The sequence below is a fragment of the Actinomadura rugatobispora genome, assembly GCF_042656285.1.
In the GTDB taxonomy this organism is placed as follows: Bacteria; Actinomycetota; Actinomycetes; order Streptosporangiales; family Streptosporangiaceae; genus Spirillospora; species Spirillospora rugatobispora.
In genome coordinates this window covers 123,202-139,048 of record NZ_JBHSON010000042.1, presented here as the reverse complement: position 1 = coordinate 139,048, position 15,847 = coordinate 123,202, and the positions used below count along the sequence as shown (strand labels likewise).

Annotated in this window: 20 protein-coding genes; 14 read left to right on the top strand and 6 right to left on the bottom strand. The window is 69.2% G+C overall.

The window, feature by feature from the left end:
- Positions 1 to 24 precede the first annotated feature (24 nt).
- Both ACFPZN_RS27885 and ACFPZN_RS27880 read left to right on the top strand, forming a co-directional pair.
- Positions 25 to 558, top strand: a complete 534-nt coding sequence (locus tag ACFPZN_RS27885; protein WP_378285181.1) for a SigE family RNA polymerase sigma factor — start codon at positions 25 to 27, stop codon at positions 556 to 558.
- Positions 555 to 1,139 (top strand): permease-like cell division protein FtsX, encoded by a 585-nt coding sequence (locus ACFPZN_RS27880; RefSeq protein WP_378285180.1) that lies wholly within the window; start codon positions 555 to 557, stop codon positions 1,137 to 1,139. Before ACFPZN_RS27885 ends, ACFPZN_RS27880 begins: the two co-directional genes overlap by 4 nt.
- A 39-nt stretch (positions 1,140 to 1,178) precedes the next feature.
- Here the strand turns inward: ACFPZN_RS27880 and ACFPZN_RS27875 are convergent, their stop codons facing one another.
- Positions 1,179 to 1,898, bottom strand: coding sequence for a MerR family transcriptional regulator (locus tag ACFPZN_RS27875; protein WP_378285179.1), 720 nt, complete (start codon positions 1,896 to 1,898; stop codon positions 1,179 to 1,181).
- A 78-nt stretch (positions 1,899 to 1,976) separates the two neighbouring features.
- Between ACFPZN_RS27875 and ACFPZN_RS27870 the strand changes: the two genes are divergently transcribed.
- Entirely contained in the window at positions 1,977 to 3,119 is a 1,143-nt protein-coding gene (locus ACFPZN_RS27870; RefSeq protein WP_378285178.1) for an acyl-CoA dehydrogenase family protein, read from the top strand.
- Positions 3,120 to 3,155: 36 nt separating this feature from the next.
- Complete coding sequence (locus tag ACFPZN_RS27865; RefSeq protein WP_378285177.1) at positions 3,156 to 5,180, top strand: hypothetical protein; 2,025 nt, start codon at positions 3,156 to 3,158, stop codon at positions 5,178 to 5,180.
- A 3-nt stretch (positions 5,181 to 5,183) separates the two neighbouring features.
- Here ACFPZN_RS27865 and ACFPZN_RS27860 read toward each other — a convergent pair whose 3' ends face one another.
- A complete protein-coding gene (locus ACFPZN_RS27860) occupies positions 5,184 to 5,792 on the bottom strand; it encodes a TetR/AcrR family transcriptional regulator (protein WP_378285176.1) in 609 nt (202 codons plus the stop codon).
- A gap of 87 nt (positions 5,793 to 5,879) precedes the next feature.
- On the opposite strand from ACFPZN_RS27860, the gene ACFPZN_RS27855 reads away from it, so the two are divergent.
- Positions 5,880 to 6,371 (top strand): nuclear transport factor 2 family protein, encoded by a 492-nt coding sequence (locus ACFPZN_RS27855; RefSeq protein WP_378285175.1) that lies wholly within the window; start codon positions 5,880 to 5,882, stop codon positions 6,369 to 6,371.
- Positions 6,372 to 6,492: 121 nt separating this feature from the next.
- On the opposite strand, the gene ACFPZN_RS27850 is transcribed toward ACFPZN_RS27855, so the two are convergent.
- The gene (locus ACFPZN_RS27850; protein WP_378285174.1) at positions 6,493 to 7,203 is read right to left on the bottom strand and encodes a VOC family protein; all 711 of its coding nucleotides are present in this window, start codon (positions 7,201 to 7,203) and stop codon (positions 6,493 to 6,495) included.
- Positions 7,204 to 7,253: 50 nt separating this feature from the next.
- The gene (locus tag ACFPZN_RS27845) at positions 7,254 to 7,679 is read right to left on the bottom strand and encodes an ATP-binding protein (RefSeq protein ID WP_378285173.1); all 426 of its coding nucleotides are present in this window, start codon (positions 7,677 to 7,679) and stop codon (positions 7,254 to 7,256) included.
- Between the two features lie 99 nt (positions 7,680 to 7,778).
- Here ACFPZN_RS27845 and ACFPZN_RS27840 point away from each other — a divergent pair, with 99 nt between their 5' ends.
- From ACFPZN_RS27840 to ACFPZN_RS27805, 8 genes are all read left to right on the top strand, one after another.
- A complete protein-coding gene (locus ACFPZN_RS27840) occupies positions 7,779 to 8,591 on the top strand; it encodes a helix-turn-helix domain-containing protein (RefSeq protein ID WP_378285172.1) in 813 nt (270 codons plus the stop codon).
- Complete coding sequence (locus tag ACFPZN_RS27835; RefSeq protein WP_378285171.1) at positions 8,591 to 8,779, top strand: DUF397 domain-containing protein; 189 nt, start codon at positions 8,591 to 8,593, stop codon at positions 8,777 to 8,779. The genes ACFPZN_RS27840 and ACFPZN_RS27835 overlap by 1 nt, the downstream gene beginning before the upstream one ends.
- Positions 8,746 to 8,967: a DUF397 domain-containing protein gene (locus ACFPZN_RS27830; protein ID WP_378285170.1), complete on the top strand. Its 222-nt coding sequence runs from the start codon at positions 8,746 to 8,748 to the stop codon at positions 8,965 to 8,967. Before ACFPZN_RS27835 ends, ACFPZN_RS27830 begins: the two co-directional genes overlap by 34 nt.
- Entirely contained in the window at positions 8,964 to 9,152 is a 189-nt protein-coding gene (locus tag ACFPZN_RS27825) for a DUF397 domain-containing protein (protein ID WP_378285169.1), read from the top strand. Before ACFPZN_RS27830 ends, ACFPZN_RS27825 begins: the two co-directional genes overlap by 4 nt.
- A 130-nt stretch (positions 9,153 to 9,282) precedes the next feature.
- A complete protein-coding gene (locus tag ACFPZN_RS27820) occupies positions 9,283 to 9,411 on the top strand; it encodes a hypothetical protein (protein ID WP_378285168.1) in 129 nt (42 codons plus the stop codon).
- 585 nt (positions 9,412 to 9,996) lie between these two features.
- Positions 9,997 to 10,578, top strand: coding sequence for a dihydrofolate reductase family protein (locus ACFPZN_RS27815; protein ID WP_378285167.1), 582 nt, complete (start codon positions 9,997 to 9,999; stop codon positions 10,576 to 10,578).
- Between the two features lie 215 nt (positions 10,579 to 10,793).
- Entirely contained in the window at positions 10,794 to 10,979 is a 186-nt protein-coding gene (locus tag ACFPZN_RS27810; protein ID WP_378285166.1) for a DUF397 domain-containing protein, read from the top strand.
- A 206-nt stretch (positions 10,980 to 11,185) separates the two neighbouring features.
- Positions 11,186 to 12,235, top strand: a complete 1,050-nt coding sequence (locus tag ACFPZN_RS27805; RefSeq protein ID WP_378285165.1) for a trypsin-like serine peptidase — start codon at positions 11,186 to 11,188, stop codon at positions 12,233 to 12,235.
- 102 nt (positions 12,236 to 12,337) lie between these two features.
- Here ACFPZN_RS27805 and ACFPZN_RS27800 read toward each other — a convergent pair whose 3' ends face one another.
- The gene (locus ACFPZN_RS27800) at positions 12,338 to 13,423 is read right to left on the bottom strand and encodes a Gfo/Idh/MocA family protein (protein ID WP_378285164.1); all 1,086 of its coding nucleotides are present in this window, start codon (positions 13,421 to 13,423) and stop codon (positions 12,338 to 12,340) included.
- A gap of 72 nt (positions 13,424 to 13,495) precedes the next feature.
- Between ACFPZN_RS27800 and ACFPZN_RS27795 the strand changes: the two genes are divergently transcribed.
- Positions 13,496 to 14,071, top strand: coding sequence for a TetR/AcrR family transcriptional regulator (locus tag ACFPZN_RS27795; protein WP_378285163.1), 576 nt, complete (start codon positions 13,496 to 13,498; stop codon positions 14,069 to 14,071).
- Positions 14,072 to 14,106: 35 nt separating this feature from the next.
- Here ACFPZN_RS27795 and ACFPZN_RS27790 read toward each other — a convergent pair whose 3' ends face one another.
- The gene (locus ACFPZN_RS27790) at positions 14,107 to 15,735 is read right to left on the bottom strand and encodes a GMC oxidoreductase (protein WP_378285162.1); all 1,629 of its coding nucleotides are present in this window, start codon (positions 15,733 to 15,735) and stop codon (positions 14,107 to 14,109) included.
- Positions 15,736 to 15,847: the final 112 nt, after the last annotated feature.

Sequence of the window (15,847 nt, the reverse complement as noted above, 5' to 3'; positions counted from 1 at the left end):
GGAGGCTCAGGGCGTCTCTGAGACATGGAAGCTGAAACGGTGCTCCCCGAACGCGCGGCGGACCAGGCGGCCGACGAGGCGACGATCGCGGTCACCGAGCTCTATCGAGGGCACGCGCTCGGACTGATGCGCCTGGCCCTGGTGATGGTGGGCGATCGGGTGACGGCCGAGGACGTGGTGCAGGACGCGTTCATCGGGCTTTACCGGCGCTGGTCACGCCTGAGGGAGCGGGACAAGGCACTGACCTACGTGCGGTCGGCCGTGCTCAACGGCTGCCGTACGGCGCTGCGGCGGCGCGGGCGGCCGTTCCGCGGCGAGCATCTGCCTCCGGTGTGGTCGGCGGAGGCGGCGGTGATGGTCGGCGAGGACCGGCGCGAGGTACTGGCGGCCCTGCACCGGCTGCCGGCCCGGCAGCGCGAGGCACTGGTGCTCCGCTACTTCTGCGATCTCACCGAAGAGGAGATCGCCGATGCCATGCGGGTCAGCCGAGGCACCGTCAAGTCGACCACGTCCAGGGCGATCGCCGCGCTGGGCCGGATCCTGGAGGAGGAACTGTGAACGCGACCGAAAGGCGTCTGGCCGACGCGCTGAAGACCGCGGGCGACACGCTCGGTCCGGGGGACGTCCCCCCGCTGGACCTCTCGTCGAAGCACCGCCGGTCGGTCCTTGCCAGGCCACTGATCCTTGCCGCGGCGGCCGCGTCCGTGGCCGCCATCGTCGTCGGCGCCGGAGCCGCCGCCGTCACGATCGGCGGCTCCCGACCCGATCGGGAGCCCGGACCGCTCACGCGGCAGGCCGACGAGAACAACAGCGTCGTGGTCTACCTGTGCGCGCGCACCTCGTCCAACCCCGTCTGCGGCAAGAAGGACGCGACACAGGTGCAGAAGGACGCACTCAGTAAGGAGCTGGCGAAACTGCCCTGGGTCCATCGGGTGGAGTATGAGAGCAGGAAAGAGGCCTTCGAGAGGTTCAAGAAGCAGTTCGAGGAACGGCCGGGCTTCGTCGAATCCGCCAGGGAAGGCGACATCCCCGACTCGTTCCGCGTGACGGTCCGCGACCCGGGGGACCGGAGCAAGGTCGGGCGGGCCATGATCGGGCGTCCCGGCGTGGATCAGGTCGTCGTCTCCGAGAGGGCCTGACAACCCCGCCGCGGCCGGAAAGCGTTGCCGCGTCCTGGTCTAGGGGCGGTCCTCGTCGCCGGTGGTCGATCTGCGGATGGCGCGGTCCACGGCGCGCTGGAAGGAGCCGACGAGTGACTGGATCATCAGGGGCTTGAGCTTGGCGGCCAGTTCCAGCAGTTGCTCGCGTTCGTCCGGGGGACGGCCGCGTTCGCGGTAGGGGCGCACCACCGTGTCCTGGAAGACGCGCTGGAGTTCGGCGGCCAGCTCCGAGGTGTGGTGTTCGATCAGCTCGTGCGTGGAGATCAGGGTGTCCAGCGGCAGGGCCGACAGTTCCGCCGCCGTGTTCAGCAGTGCCGGGCTGAGGACGCGGGTGCCGTCGGGGGTCTGCTCGATCACGCCGAGCGCGGCCATCTTCTTCAGCGCCTCGTCGTCCAGGTGGCGCCCGGCCCGCCGGTCGAGCTCGTGCCGGTCCAGGATCTCGGTCTCCTCGGGCGCCCACGGTGACAGCAGGGCGCGCTGGAGGGCGAGGTCCTCGGGCGAGGCGTCGGCGGGGATGCGTTCGAGGTGCCGCTCGATCGCGGCCAGGGTGAGGCCGAGGGCCTGCAGTTCCCGGACGAGCTCCAGCCGCGCCAGGTGGTCGGGCCCGTACAGGCCGGTGCGGCCGCGCAGGCGGGGCGCCGGGAGCAGGCCGCGCCCGGCGTAGAAGCGCACGGTGCGCACGGTCAGGCCGGCGCGGGCGGCCAGCTCGTCGACCGTCATCTCTTCGACCGGGTCCATGGCCGCCTCTCCTATGTGACAGTCCTAGTGTTACATTAATCCTGTATCAGGATGCACTTACTACAAGGAGCCGGCCGGATGGCACGCGAGATCTTCACCGAGGAGCACGAGGCGTTCCGCGACATGGTGCGGTCCTTCATCGCGAAGGAGATCACCCCGTACCACGAGCAGTGGGAGCGGGACGGCGTCGTCTCGCGCGAGGTGTGGCTGGCCGCCGGACGGCAGGGCCTGCTCGGCATCGAGGTCCCCGAGGAGTACGGCGGCGGCGGCAACCCCGACTACCGCTACTACGTCGTCCTGAACGAGGAGTTCGCCCGCGCGAACGTCAGCGGCCCCGGGTTCTCGGTGCACAACGACATCAACGGCGCCTACCTGCTGCGGCTGGCCGACGAGGAGCAGAAGCGGCGCTGGCTGCCCGGCTACTGCTCGGGCGAGCTCATCACCGGGATCGCGATGACCGAGCCCGCCGCGGGGTCCGACCTGCAGGGCATCAAGACCACTGCGGTCAAGGACGGCGACGACTACGTCGTCAACGGCTCCAAGACGTTCATCTCCAACGGCATCCTGTCCGACCTGGTGATCGTGGTGGCCAAGACCGACCCGTCCGCCGGCGCCCGCGGCGTCAGCCTGCTGGTCGTCGAGCGCGGCATGGAGGGCTTCGAGCGCGGCCGCAACCTCGACAAGGTCGGCATGCACGCCCAGGACACCGCCGAGCTGTTCTTCGACAACGTCCGCGTCCCCAAGGCCAACCTCCTCGGCGAGGAGGGCATGGGCTTCATCTACCTGATGCAGAACCTCGCCCGCGAGCGCCTGTCCATCGGCGTCACCGCCCAGGCCGGGGCCGAGGTCGCCTTCGAGCAGACGCTGGAGTACTGCAAGACCCGCGAGGCGTTCGGCCGCCCGATCGGCAAGTTCCAGCACAACCGCTTCACCCTCGCCGAGATGAAGACCGAGCTGACCGTCACCCGCACGTTCACCGACGACTGCATCGCCAAGGAGAGCCGGGGAGAGCTGAGCGCCGAAGAGGCCGCGATGCTCAAGTACTGGAACACCGAGCTGCTCAAGCGCGTGGTGGACCGGTGCGTCCAGCTGCACGGCGGCTACGGCTACATGACCGAGTACCCGATCGCCAAGGCCTACCAGGACGTCCGCATCCAGACCATCTTCGGCGGCACCACCGAGATCATGAAAGAGATCATCGGCCGCTCCCTCGGCGTTTGACGCCGGTATCCCGCCGCAGGCCACTAGCGTGGCCGGGTGCGCACGCGATTCGATCCTGAGGAGACCGAGGAGTTCGAGGCCGCCAGGGACCTGATCCTTCGCCGCTGCACGGCCTGGGCCGGGGAGCGGGACCTGGCGGCGGACCCGTTCATCCTCTCCTCGGCCCTGGAGTACAGGCACGACGGTGCCGACGGACGGCTGGCGTGGTGGACGCCCCACCAGGTGCACGGATTCCTCCTGGAGTGGATTCCCCGCCGCGTCGCCGCCGAGCCCGAGGAACTGACCGGTGCCCCGGAGACGCTGCGCACGCTGATCGGCTACCTGGACGCCACCGGGCTGCTCGACCCGCGCGGCGCGAGCGCGGCCGAGAACTCGGCGGCGATCGACAAGGCCGCCAAGGATTTCGAGACGGCCGTGCGCGACCCGCTGCGGCAGGGCCTCGCCACGTTCTGGGCCCGTACCGCCGCCCGCGCCGGCGTGGACCTCGCCGATCCGGACGCCCTGGAGCGCTTCACCGAGGACGTGCACGCGGGCCGCGTGGACTTCGACGAGGAACTGCTCGGCCGTCTAGTCGAAGGCGACGACCTGGACGGGGAACGGCTGTTCGCGCAGCCGCCGGTGTTCCTGCCGCCGGAGGACGAGCTCGCCCGAGCCGCCGCGGCGAGCCCGGTCATCGAGCGGCTGCGCGCGCTGGCGGAATGGGCCGGTAAACAGGGGCGCGCCCTCACCCCCAACGGCTACCTGCGGATGTCCGACGCCCGGGAACTCGTCGACCTCCTCGGCACCGGGGACGAGGTCGAGGGGGTGCGCAGCGCCGGGGAGCTCGCCGGGCTGAACCTCGTCCTGTCGTGGGCGAAGCGGGCCCGGCTGGTACGGGTGGCCAAGGGGCGGCTGTACGCGGTCGCCAAGGCGGCCCCGGTGCTCGCCGATCCGCCGGCGCTGTGGCGGCGGGCGTTCGAGGCGGTTCCCGACCTGCGCGACGAGATCTGCCGGTCCATCTGGGCGGACGGCGGATTCTCCTTCATGTACGCGGACTTCCCGCTCGTCGTGCCCGACGTGCTCAACACGATCTACGGATTGGAGCCCGCCGTCCCCGTCCGGCGGATCGCGGAGTCGGTATGGCTGAGCTCCACCGAGGACTACCTGCTCGAACCGGTGGACGCGCCGCTGCTGGAGGCCGAGCGCGCACGCGTCGGCGACGACGTGGCGCGCCTGCTGGACGTGCTGGCCGATCTCGGCGCCGTGGAACTGACCGAGGGCATCGCCGACCCGCTCTACAGCATGGACCTCACCGCCGGGGACGGCGTCCTGCCCCCCGACGCCGAGCCTCCCTTCCCGCCGGACGCGGCCGAGCGGCTGAGGCGTGACCTGCGGCGCCCCGGCACGCTGGTCCGGCTGACGGACCTCGGCGCGGCGGCCGTCCGCGAGCGGCTGGTGGCCGAGGGCCGGGAGGCGGGCCTGGTCGGCGAGCTGAGGGACGCCTCTCCCGAAGGGCTGCTCGGCGTCGTCGCCGACCACTACACGGCGGAGACCGGCCGGGCCGAGATCGCCGGCTGGCTGGACGCGCACGGCGGTGACCTCGAACCGCTTCTGGAGGCGATCCGCACCTGCCCCTTCCGCAGGCGGGCGGGCATGATGCTGGACGCGCTGGTCACCGCCCTGCCCGAAGGGACGAGCGCGCTGCGCCGCTGGCGCGGTGACCCGGGGCTCGCACCGGCCGTGATCGCGTACATGGTCGACGAAGGCATGTGCGGCCAGGACGACCTCACCGAGGCCGAGGGCCTGCTGGGCATGACCGAGAGCATCCTGACGCTGCTGGAGGCGGCCGGACCCGACGTGGTGCGCGAGCAGCTCGCGGGCGAGCTCCAACCCGGCGGGCTGGCGACCTTCGCCGAGGCGGTCCTGAACTCCGGCCATCCCGACCGGGAGGGCCTCCGCGAGTTCCGCGAGCTGGTAGCGCGCATGTCCGCCGTCCACGCGATCGATGGACGCCGGAAACGTCGCGCGGCGCCGGGCGCCAAGGGCCGCCCCACCGGCCGCGGCAAGAAACGCAAGCGCTGACGGTCAGGGAGCGAGGTCGGCGGTCAGTTCGGCGGGGGCGTGGGCTGGTGCGCTCTGGGCGATGGCGTGGATGGCGGGTCGCAGCACTTCGACGATGTCCTCTGCTTTGGCGTCCCGTACTCCCTCCAGGTGGAGCAGGTCGCGGCCGATGATGGCGCCGAGGGTGATCGCGCCGATGAGGCCGGCGCGCAGGACGGCGTCGTCGGCCGGGATCGCGGCGGCCACTTGGCGCTGCTGTTCGGTGATCGCCGCGCGCACCTCACGGCCGGCGTCCGGGTGGGTGAGCATCGAGCGCAACATCGCCAGCGTGCCCGACAGGTCGCCGCGCAGCTTGTCGCCCAGGGAGGCCAGCAGCACTTCGGCGACGTCCTCGGCAGGGCCGGTCACCGGCTGGTCCGGTGCGAGTTCTGCGACGCGCGCGAACAGTTCCTCTTTCGACCCGAAGTAGCGCATCACCAGGCCGGGGTCGGTGCCGGCGGCGGCGGCGACGGCCCGGATGGTGGTGCGGTCGTAGCCGGACCGGGCGAACAACTCGCGCGCGGCCTCCAGGATGCGCGCCTCGGTTCGCCGGCGCCGCTCGGCGCGGGACAGGGGTGGTGGCTCGTCCGGCATGCCGTTCAGTCTACATGTGTTGACTCATTTGGCGGACGGTTGCTAGCCTCATTCAGTCAACACTCGTAGACTTAAATGGGGGGCGTCATGGACGACACCGGCCCGCGCGCGGTCCTGGAGCGTGCGCAGCACCTCTTCCTCGCCAAGGACCTCAACGGCTTCGCCGACATGTTCGCTGTGGACGGCACCCACGAGCTGCCCTTCGCCCCGCCCGGAGTGCCGAAGTTCCTACGGGGCCGCGAGCCCATCCGGCAGTACCTGACCTCGATCACCTCGACCCCGCTGGAGTTGACCCGCTTCGACTCCCTGGCCGTCTACCAGACCGAAGACCCCGAGACGCTCATTGCCGAGTACGAAGGACACGGAAGGGTGGTCAGCACCGGCAGGCCGTACACGATGCCTTACATCCAGCTGCTCAGGGCCAGGGACGGGGAGATCCTCACCTGGCGCGACTACTGGAGCCCCCTTGCGGGCGTGCAGGCGCTCGGCGTGCGCGGGCTTATCCCCACCATCGCCCGAACCGCCAGGTCGCACTGGAAACGGCGGGGACAGGCCGACACCGCCGCCGCCCGGTCGTGAGAACCGTCCACCCGATCGAGACCAGGCGCACACCCCCCCGGCCAGGGCCGACAGAGCCCGTTGAAGACCCGAGGTCGGTCGGTCAGACCTCCACGGGAGGTGCTCACCTACATCATCTCTGTCAGCGGGCGAGGTCGGCGGTCAGCTCGGCGGCGGTGGCGAGGTCCTTGGCGAGGGCCTCGCGCTCGGCCTCGGTCAGCGGCAACGCCTCGGCCTCGGCCAGCGACGCCGTAGCGCCGTCGCGATCCCCGGTGCGTATTCGCAGTTCAGCCAGGTAGACCAGCGCGGGTAGCCGCTGGGCGGGCGTGGCGTCCTCGTGCCTGGCCAGCCCGATCTCCAGCACCTTGATGCCCGCGGCCTCGTCACCGTGGGAGTCGGCCTGGCGCGCGGCCGTGGCCACCACGCGCGCCAGCCGCCCCTCCGCCGCGTCGGGTTCGTCGGCGTCGTCCTGGTATCGGCTGATCCGCACCCAGTTCCCGCCGGGGTCGACCACGGTGAAGCCGCCCGCGGTGCCCTGCATGCGGCGCGGCCGGGTCATCCGGGGGATGCCCGACACGGGGATCTTGCCGAACGTGCGGCGCAGGCCCGCGGCGAACGCGGCGTGCAGCAGCTCGGTGTCCGGGGACAGCACGACCACCGTCCCCATGGAGTCCTCCGGGTTGAACTCGGGGACGCCGAAGAAGTTCAGTTCGATCCCGTCCCGGCGGACGGTGGCGAACGGGTTGGGACGGTCCTGGCGGTAGGTCAGCTCGAAGCCGAGCGCTTCGTAGAACGGCAGGACGTCGTCGAGTCGGCGGCAGGGCAGGCACGGGATCACGGTCTCGGTGCGCATGCGAAACACCGTACAGCGTCCAAAGTTTTTGATGAAAGGCCTGCGGCGAATCAGCGCCGCGGGACGGGCATGAGCGCCCAGACGACCTTGCCCTCCCCGGTCGCGGACGGGCGGACGCCCATGTCCTTGGCGTATGCGGCGACGATCGCCAGACCCCGCCCGTGCTCGTCCAACGCGGCGGCATCGGCCGCGACGGGCAGCGCCGACGAAGGATCCCAGCACTCCAGAAGCGGAGCCCCCTCGCGTAGCGCGCAACGCAGGCGAATCTGCGCCCCACGCGCGGCGGACACGGCATTGGTGACGATCTCGCTCATCACAAGCATCGAGTCGTGCACGAGATCCCCCTGGTGCCCCCACCCCGTGAGGGCGTACCGCACCAGTTCGCGGGCCAGAACGACCGACGAAGGTTCGGCCAGCAGAGTCAGGCGCATTTCCGGGCTGGCGGCAGTCGGCGCCACCAGTTCTTGATCACTCATGGAGAACCACCCAGAGGTCGGGAAACGTTCTCTCACTCTGAGTGTTCGCGCGCTAACGTGGAGTGGATTGGAATCCGCCGAATACGCCTTGGGGGAGCGATGACTGTCCGGGAAACCATCGATCCGAACTCGTCGCTCTGGGCGTGGATGGCGTTTGACCTGTGGTTTTATCGCACCCAGCGTGGTCTCTCGCTAGCCCAGACCGCCAAGATCGTCAACGTGGCGCGGGGAACCGTATCGAACTGGGAGGCCGGTCGCCTTCGCCCTCGCGATACATATCTGAAGACGTTGGACCGTGCATGGAACACCGGCGGGCACTTCGAGCGGCTTCACATGTACGCGTGTAGCGGCCATGATCCCGACTGGCGCAAGCAGTACGTCCAGTACGAGGCGGCCGCAGACGTGATCAAGATGTATCACGGCAAGAGCGTGCCCGTATTGGCTCAGACGGAGCCCTATGCGCGGGCGATCGTCAAGGCGGCTGGACGCAGCGGCGACGTTGAGAACGAGGCCAAGTCGCGCATGAAGCGGCAAGGCGTGCTCAAGCGTAGGAATCCGCCCTATCTCTGGCTTCTGCTCGATCAGGAGGTGTTGGAAAACGTAGTCGGTGATCGCGACGTTATGGCAGGTCAGCTGCACTTTCTGCTGGAGTTGGCGGAAGTCGATCGCGTCTGTGTGCGTGTCGTGCCGCGAGGTGCGGGGTGGCATCCAGGGCACGACGGCCACTTTCAGGTGGCGACGGTCGGTGGCAAGGGAGTCTCGTATGCCGTCGCGCAGCTTGCGGGCAGGTTGATCGATGCTGGTGACGAGTCCGCCGTTCTTGAAGTACGTTTCGACGAGATCGGGGCAATTGCCCTCCCCCGCGAGGACTCGAAGGCTCTGATCCAGGAGACCCTAGGGAGGTACGAGTGATGGAGTGGCGGAAGAGCTCTCACAGTGGTGGTGGAAACGATGACTTGTGCATCGAGCTTGCGGAGTCGGCCAGTGGGGTGTGGGTGCGGGACTCCAAGGATCCGGACGGTGGTCGGTTGGAGTTCGAGCGTGCGGCGTTTGCGGGGTTGCTGGAGTGGGTGAAGTGCGGGGAACTGGGCCGCGAGTGATCGAGTGGCGTAAGAGTTCCCGCAGCGGAGGGTTGAACGATGACGCGTGCGTCGAGCTTGCGGCGTTGGCCGGTGAGGTGTGGGTGCGGGATTCCAAGGATCCGGACGGTGGTTGGTTGGAGCTCGATCGTGTGACGTTCGCGAGACTGCTCGGGCGGGTGAAGTGCACGGAACTGGGCCGCGAGTGATCACCTGGCGTAAGAGCTCCTACACCGGTGGTGGAAACGACGACGTGTGCGTCGAACTGGCGGAGTCGGCTGGTGAGGTGTGGGTGCGTGATTCCAAGGACCCGGATGGTGGTCGGTTGGAGTTTGAGCGCTCGGCTTTCGCCGGGTTGCTGATGCGCGTGAAGCGTGGGGAGCTTGGCCTGTAGCGGTTGACGCCCGGACCGTGTGGTGGCAGGACGGTCCGGATCGAAGGTTTGGGCGCAACGCCCCCAGTCGTCGGGCGGGCACGCTGAAACAGTTGTGGCGGCACGGGCCCCGCTGCGGGAACGTTCGATCATGAAGATGCTCCCTCGGCACGGCGGCACGCCGGTCCTCCGCACGGACTTCTCCGGCCAGGGGGCGTGGGACGCCGTTCGCGTGGCCATCCGCACACCCAACGAGGACGGAATCTTCCGGGGGTTCTGAGGGGCCGTCCCGCTCTTGTCTGGGCACGAGGGGCGCCGGTCGAGCACGCCGGGCGCACGCCGCGGGAGATGGTGCCGGGCGCTGCGCCGCCCGCGGCCCCTGGTCCGGGCCACAGGTGGCCTCACCAGCCGACCAGGGCCGCTACCACCGCCAGGGCCAGGCGAGCCCGACCACCTCCCACAGTTCCCACGGGGGCTGGAAGGGCATTCTCGCCAGAATGGGCTCAGAGTCACTGGTGGGGGCCATGAGCAACCTCAATTCGGGGTGTGTTTCAGCGTGGCTGGACAAGCACCACGCTCGGGGACGAGCATCCGGGCCGGCCTCTTGTTCAGTCTCTCCAGTGGAGATCAGGGAGAGCGGGGCCGGGTGATCCGGCCAGCGGCCATCGACGCGGTCTGAGGGAATGCCATGAGCATCGCGTTCGATGCGTCTGACGGGCCGTCCACCTGGTGGGCGGCGCGGGAGCCGCAAGATGGCGAGGCGGATCTCATGTCCGTCGCGCGGTGGTGTCGAATCTCGTCGAGCCGGTTCGTAGCCAAGGTAAGAGGCCGGCACGGGCCGGTCGCCACTCACAGGGAGAGCGTCATGACCGCTACCTACACCTTCGACGTCTTTTGCAGCCTCGACGGCTACGGCTCCTACACCAGCAGCGGCGACTGGGGCGGCTACTGGGGCAAGCAGGGTCCCGAGTTTCTCGACCGCCGCCTCGCCTTGTACGGCGAGGAGCAGCGGATGGTCCTCGGGGCCACCACCTTCCGGCAGTTCGTGCAGGTGCTGGGGCCGGGCACCGCGCCCGAGGTGACCGACCCGGTGAACACCCGGATGCGGAACCTGCCGACAACGGTGGTGTCGACGACGCTGGAGAGCCCCCTCGACTGGCCGGACGCGACCGTCGTGAGCGGCGACGCCGTCGACGTCGTCGCCCGGCTCAAGGAGGAGTCCGACGTGCCGTTGCGCTCGCACGGCAGCCTGTCGATGAACCGGGCGCTCATGGCCGCCGACCTGGTCGACCGCGTCCAGGTGACGCTCTTCCCCGTGATCACCGGTCAGACCGGAGCGGACCCGATCTTCCGGGGTGCGGCCGACTTCGACCTCGAACTGATCGAGAGCCGGACGCTCGACGGCCACATCCAAGAGCTCGTCTACCGGCCCACCCTGCATGCCTGAGTCCGTTCATGCACCATTCGGAGAATCTCAGTGATTCCGGTTCCTGATTCACTGGCGCCTGCCCCGGCGCGCTGGGGTCTTACGTCAGTCGGCCGTGTAGGCGGCCTCGTCGCGGTTGGCGGCGGGCCAGGTCGGCAGCAGGGGGGCCGAGTTCGGTGTCCCGGGTGGCGACCCGGTGGCCCCGGAACGGCGGATCGTAGCGGTGCCAGGGCCGGATGGAGTGGCGGAAGAGCTCTCACAGTGGTGGCGGAAACGATGACCCGTGCGTCGAGCCGGCGGAGTCGGCCGGTGGGGTGTGGGTGCGAGATTCCAAGGATCCGAATGGTGGTCGGTCGGAGTTCGAACGTGCGGTGTTCGCCGGTTTGTTGGTGCGGGTGAAGCATGGGGGGCTTGGCTTTTAGCGGACGACGATCTTCCTCGTCACTGCGCTCTGAGACGGCGTGGACTCGTCGTCAAGGGACTGTGGACTCTGCGCGAAGGACTTCCCGGATCGGCCCCGACAGAATCGGGGTGTGTCACAAGGGCACAGGTGGAGTCATCGAGCCTGAATCCCGGTCACGTTTCCACCTCGACAAACGACGCGCCCGCGCGGTCAAGGACGGAAACGATGACACGGCGTTCCACTTTGCTGGGCACCACCCTGCTGGCCCTCGTCGCTGCGGCCCCGCTCACCGCGGGCAGCGCGCAGGCGGTGGAGAACGAACCGGCCGCCACGGAACCCTGGGACGCGGCCACCGGCGCCCCGGAAAAGACGTCTCTGTCGCCCATACAGGTCGAGGAGTTCTGGACTGCGGAGCGCATGGAATCCGCGACCCCGATGCCCGTGCCCGAGGCGACACCGGGCGGGGACGACGCCGGGGAGGTGCCTCCGAGCACCCAAGCGGAAAGCGGTGAGGGATTCGTCCCCGAGGCGCCCGTCAGCGGATCCATTCCGGGAACGCTGGCGCTCGACTACTTCTCCACATCCCGAGTGTGGTCGACGCACGGGAAGATGCCCGCCGCGACGATCGGGAAGCTTTTCTTCACCAAGAACGGCTCCAGCCGGTCGTGCTCCGCCGCGACGATCAACGCGTCCAATCGCAACACCATCTGGACGGCGGCGCATTGCGTCAGCAACGGCAACGGGGGCTGGAGTTCGAACTTCGCGTTCGTGCCGGACTACCACGACGGGAAGAGGCCGTACGGCACGTGGACCGCCAAGTCCTGGGCGGTGCCGAAGGGCTACCACGAAGGCAAGAACAGCAGGTACGACCTGGGGGCGATCGCCCTGAACCTCTCCTCGGGCCGGAGGGCGGGCAACGTGGTCGGCTACCAGGGCTACAAGTTCGGCGAGGGCCACAACGAGACCAGCTTCCAGGACACGCGGGCGTTCGGCTACCCGTCCGACACCCACCCGCCCCGTTCCGGGATCGACTCCAAGCAGCTGAGGTTCTGCGTCGGCTACGCGGCGCCGGACGCCCTCTTCCGGCGGATGGCCTGCGACATGGGCAAGGGCGCCAGCGGCGGGCCGTGGATCACCGACATGCCGCTCTCCCGTGGCTGGGGCTACATCATCGGTCACAACGCCTGGATTTACGGGGCGAGCGAGTTGTGGACGTACGGCCCGACGCTCGGGACGGCCGCCATCAACGTCCGCGCGGCCGTCCACACGGACTAGCCCCGGCGGGTACGGGTCACTCCTCGTCGGATCCGTGCTGCTCTCGGCGCGCTTGGACCAAGTCGGCGGAGCGTCATTTTCTGGACGAGCCTGCTCAGGTACTCACCGTCGCGGCCGGACTTCTTCGGGGTTGCCGGTTCGGGCGGCTTCTTCGATGGTCGTCAGCAGGTGGTGGAGGCGGGCGGCGGTGTGGAAGTTCGGGGTCGGCTGGCGGTTCTCGGTGAGGGCGCGAGCGAACTCCTGGTAGACGGCGGCGACGTTGGCGACCGGGCCCGCGGACGGGTCGAAGGGGACGGTCACGTAGGCGTCCGGCACCTTCGTCGGTTCGTTGTTGACGCGGATGTCCCAGTCGGTCCAGTGCATGTACGTGCCCGGCTGGGGTGGCGTGATGACGATCGTTCCCTCGGAGCCGACGAGCTTGACGAGGAAGCCGTCGGGGCTGCCGGAGGCTCCATGGACGGTGATGGACGCCGTGGCGCCGTTCTCCAGGGTGCCGTGCACCAGTACGTGGCTGGGCGTTTGGTTGGGGATTGTTCGGGAGGTTCCCTCCAGGGTGAGTTGGTCGTACAGGCGGGGGAGTCTGGCGGAGACCTCGGCGAGGCTGCCGGTCATGCGTTCCAGCGTCGCGATGAAATGGCCGGCCATGATCGTCAGGATGGTGGCGCCTCCGGCAGGGTCGGCGCACCAGGCGAGGTCCGGGTAGATGCTGCCGCCCCCGTACGGGGCGCCCGACGCCACCAGGACTGCCGACTCCAGGCGGCCGATCCGGCCGCCATTGATGAGGTCGGCGACGAAGCGGGCGTCGGGGGAGTGGGTTCCCTGAAGGGAGACGGCATGGAGCACGCCGGCGGCCGTGGCGGCTTCGGCGAGGTCCGGTGCTTCGTCGGGATCCGCGGTCAGCGGCCACTCTGAGAGCACGTGCTTGCCCGCTTTCAGCGCGGCCCTGATCACTTTCGAGTGCTCGGGCGCCTTCACCGAGACGACGACCAGGTCCACGCTGGGGTGTGCCGCGAGGGTGTTGGCGTCGGTGAAGGCGTGCGGGACGTTGTGTCCGGCCGCGGCCTTGCCGGCGCTGGCCTGCTTGGTCGTGGCTACCGCGGTGACCTCGAACTCGGGCAGTGCGGCGAGGGCGGGCAGGTGCGACCCTGCGGCCCAGCCACTGGCACCGACGACTCCGACTCTGATCAAGGCTGCTCCTAGTTATGTACCTATCGGTAAGAAACTAGAGTGTGCGGGGGTGCCGTTTCAAGGAGGTGGGCCATGCCGGGTGGTCGTCCGCGGGCTTTCGACGCCGATGCCGCGCTCGACCGCGCCTTGGAGGTCTTCTGGAGGCAGGGGTACGAGGGGACGTCGCTGTCGGATCTGACCGGCGCGATGGGCATTAACCGGCCCAGCATGTACGCGGCCTTCGGCAACAAGGAGCAGTTGTTCGTCAAGGCGTTGGATCGCTACGGCAGCGGGCCTGGTGCCTATGCCGGTCAAGCGGTGGGGGCGCCCACCGTGCGGGAGGTCGTCGAGCGCATGGTCGAGGGGGCCGTCGCGCTGACCACGGGCCCGGATACTCCGCTGGGGTGCCTGAGTGTGAATACCGTCCATGCCTGCGGGCCGGATTCCGTGGGGGTGCGGCGGGAGACCGTCGCGCGGCGGATGGCCGGGGAGGCGGCGCTTCGGCGGCGGTTCGAGGGGGCGTCCGACCTGCCTGAGGGGTGTGACCCCGCCGCGCTTGCGCGGCTCGTTCTCACCGTCTGCGACGGTATCGCGGTCCAGGCGGCGAGCGGGCGTACGCGCGAGGAGTTGCGCCAGGTGGCGCGGCTTGCCGTGCGCGGCCTGTTCTGAGGCCGGCCACTCGCGCCAGGTGGCCGGGGTCCTCGTCAGAAGTCGGTGTCGATGATCTTGTCGATGTTGCGTTCGGCGAGGGCGGTGATGGTGACGAACGGGTTGACGGTGGTGTTGCCCGGGATGAGCGCGCCGTCGATGACGTACAGGCCGGGGTGGCCGTGCAGGCGGCCGTGGTTGTCGGTGGCGCGGTTCAGGACGGCGCCGCCGAGCGGGTGGTAGGTCAGGTGGTCGCCCCAGATCTTGTACACGCCGAAGAGGTCGGTCCGGTAGATCGTGCCCTCCTTCGAGTTGATCTTGTCGAAGATGGTCTTGGCGGCGTCGATGGACGGCTGCTTCCAGGCGGTCTGCCAGTTCAGGTCCACCCGGTTCGCGGCGGCGTTCCAGGTGAACTGGGCGCGGTTGGGGTTCCTGGTGATCGACAGGTAGAAGGAGGCGTAGGTCTCGATCCCGGTGGGCAGCGGGGCGACCTCGGCGAAGGCGCCGCCGGCGTCCCAGTTGTCGATGCCGCCGGTGGGCATGGACGACTGGATCGTTCCGGTCGGGTCCCACAGGTGGTTGGCGCGGCCGCACATGACGTTGCCGTTGTCGCCCCAGCCCTTGCCGATCTCGCCGTTCAGGTTCGGCAGCGCGCCGGTCGCCCTGAGCTTGACCAGCAGCTTGGACGTCCCGACGCTGCCCGCGGCGAAGAAGACCCGGTCGGCGGTCACGGCCTTGGTGGCGACGGTGCCGCCGGTGGTGTTGAGCTGCTCGATGGTGACCGTGTAGCGGTTGCCCGAGGCCGGGGTGACGTTCGTGACCCTGTGCAGGGCGGAGATGGCGACCCTGCCGGTGGCCTTGGCCTGGGCGAGGTAGGTCTTCAGAAGTGACTTCTTGCCGTGGTTGTTGCCGTAGAGGACCTCGGCGTTGAGCGCCGACGTGGGGACGCTCCCGGCGGCCTCCTGCTTCATGTAGCCGAAGTCGTACACGTTGGGGACGAACACGAACGGGAACCCGGACCGCTGGGCGTGCTTGCGGCCGACGCGGGCGTACTGGTAGCAGTCGGTGGTGTCGAACCAGGCCGGGTCGATGTGGTTGACGCCCAGGCCGGCGTTGGCGCGCGGGTAGTAGACGTCGTACATCTCGTTGGCGTCCACGGACGGCAGGATGCCGCCGAAGCGCTGGCGCAGCGGCGTGACGGCCATGCCGCCGTTGACGAGGGAGCCGCCGCCGATGCCGCGGCCCTGGTAGACGGTGATGCCGCTGAAGTCCTCGGCGTCCAGGATGCCGGTGTGGCGCGGAACGTCCTTGTCGAGCGGGAAGCCGAGGAAGTTGCTGAGGGGCTGCTTGGTCCGGGTGCGGAGCCAGTAGGAGCGGACGTCGGGCGTCCTGGTGTTGGCGAAGATCTTCCCGTCCGACCCGGGGGTGTCCCAGGACATGCCCATCTCGACCATGTGCACGTCCACGCCGGCCTGGGCGAGCCGGAGGGCGGCGACGGAGCCGCCGTACCCGGTGCCGATGACCAGGACGGGGACGTGGGCGCCGTCGGCGATGGGCGCGGGCGCGGGGGCGGCCGCGGCGGTGCGGGACAGCGCCCCCAGCGCCAGGATAGAACTCGTTCCAGCGATGAATCCACGGCGGGTGACGTCCGTGGATCTGCTACTTCGCTTGGTCGCCTCGCTCATGTGACCCTCCTCGGTCGTGGCGCGATTAGAACAGGTTCTACATTGTGCTGTGAGGTGCGTCACTACCTACTGATGAGTAGCTTTTGGTGAAACGCCAGGTCATCGGGCATGC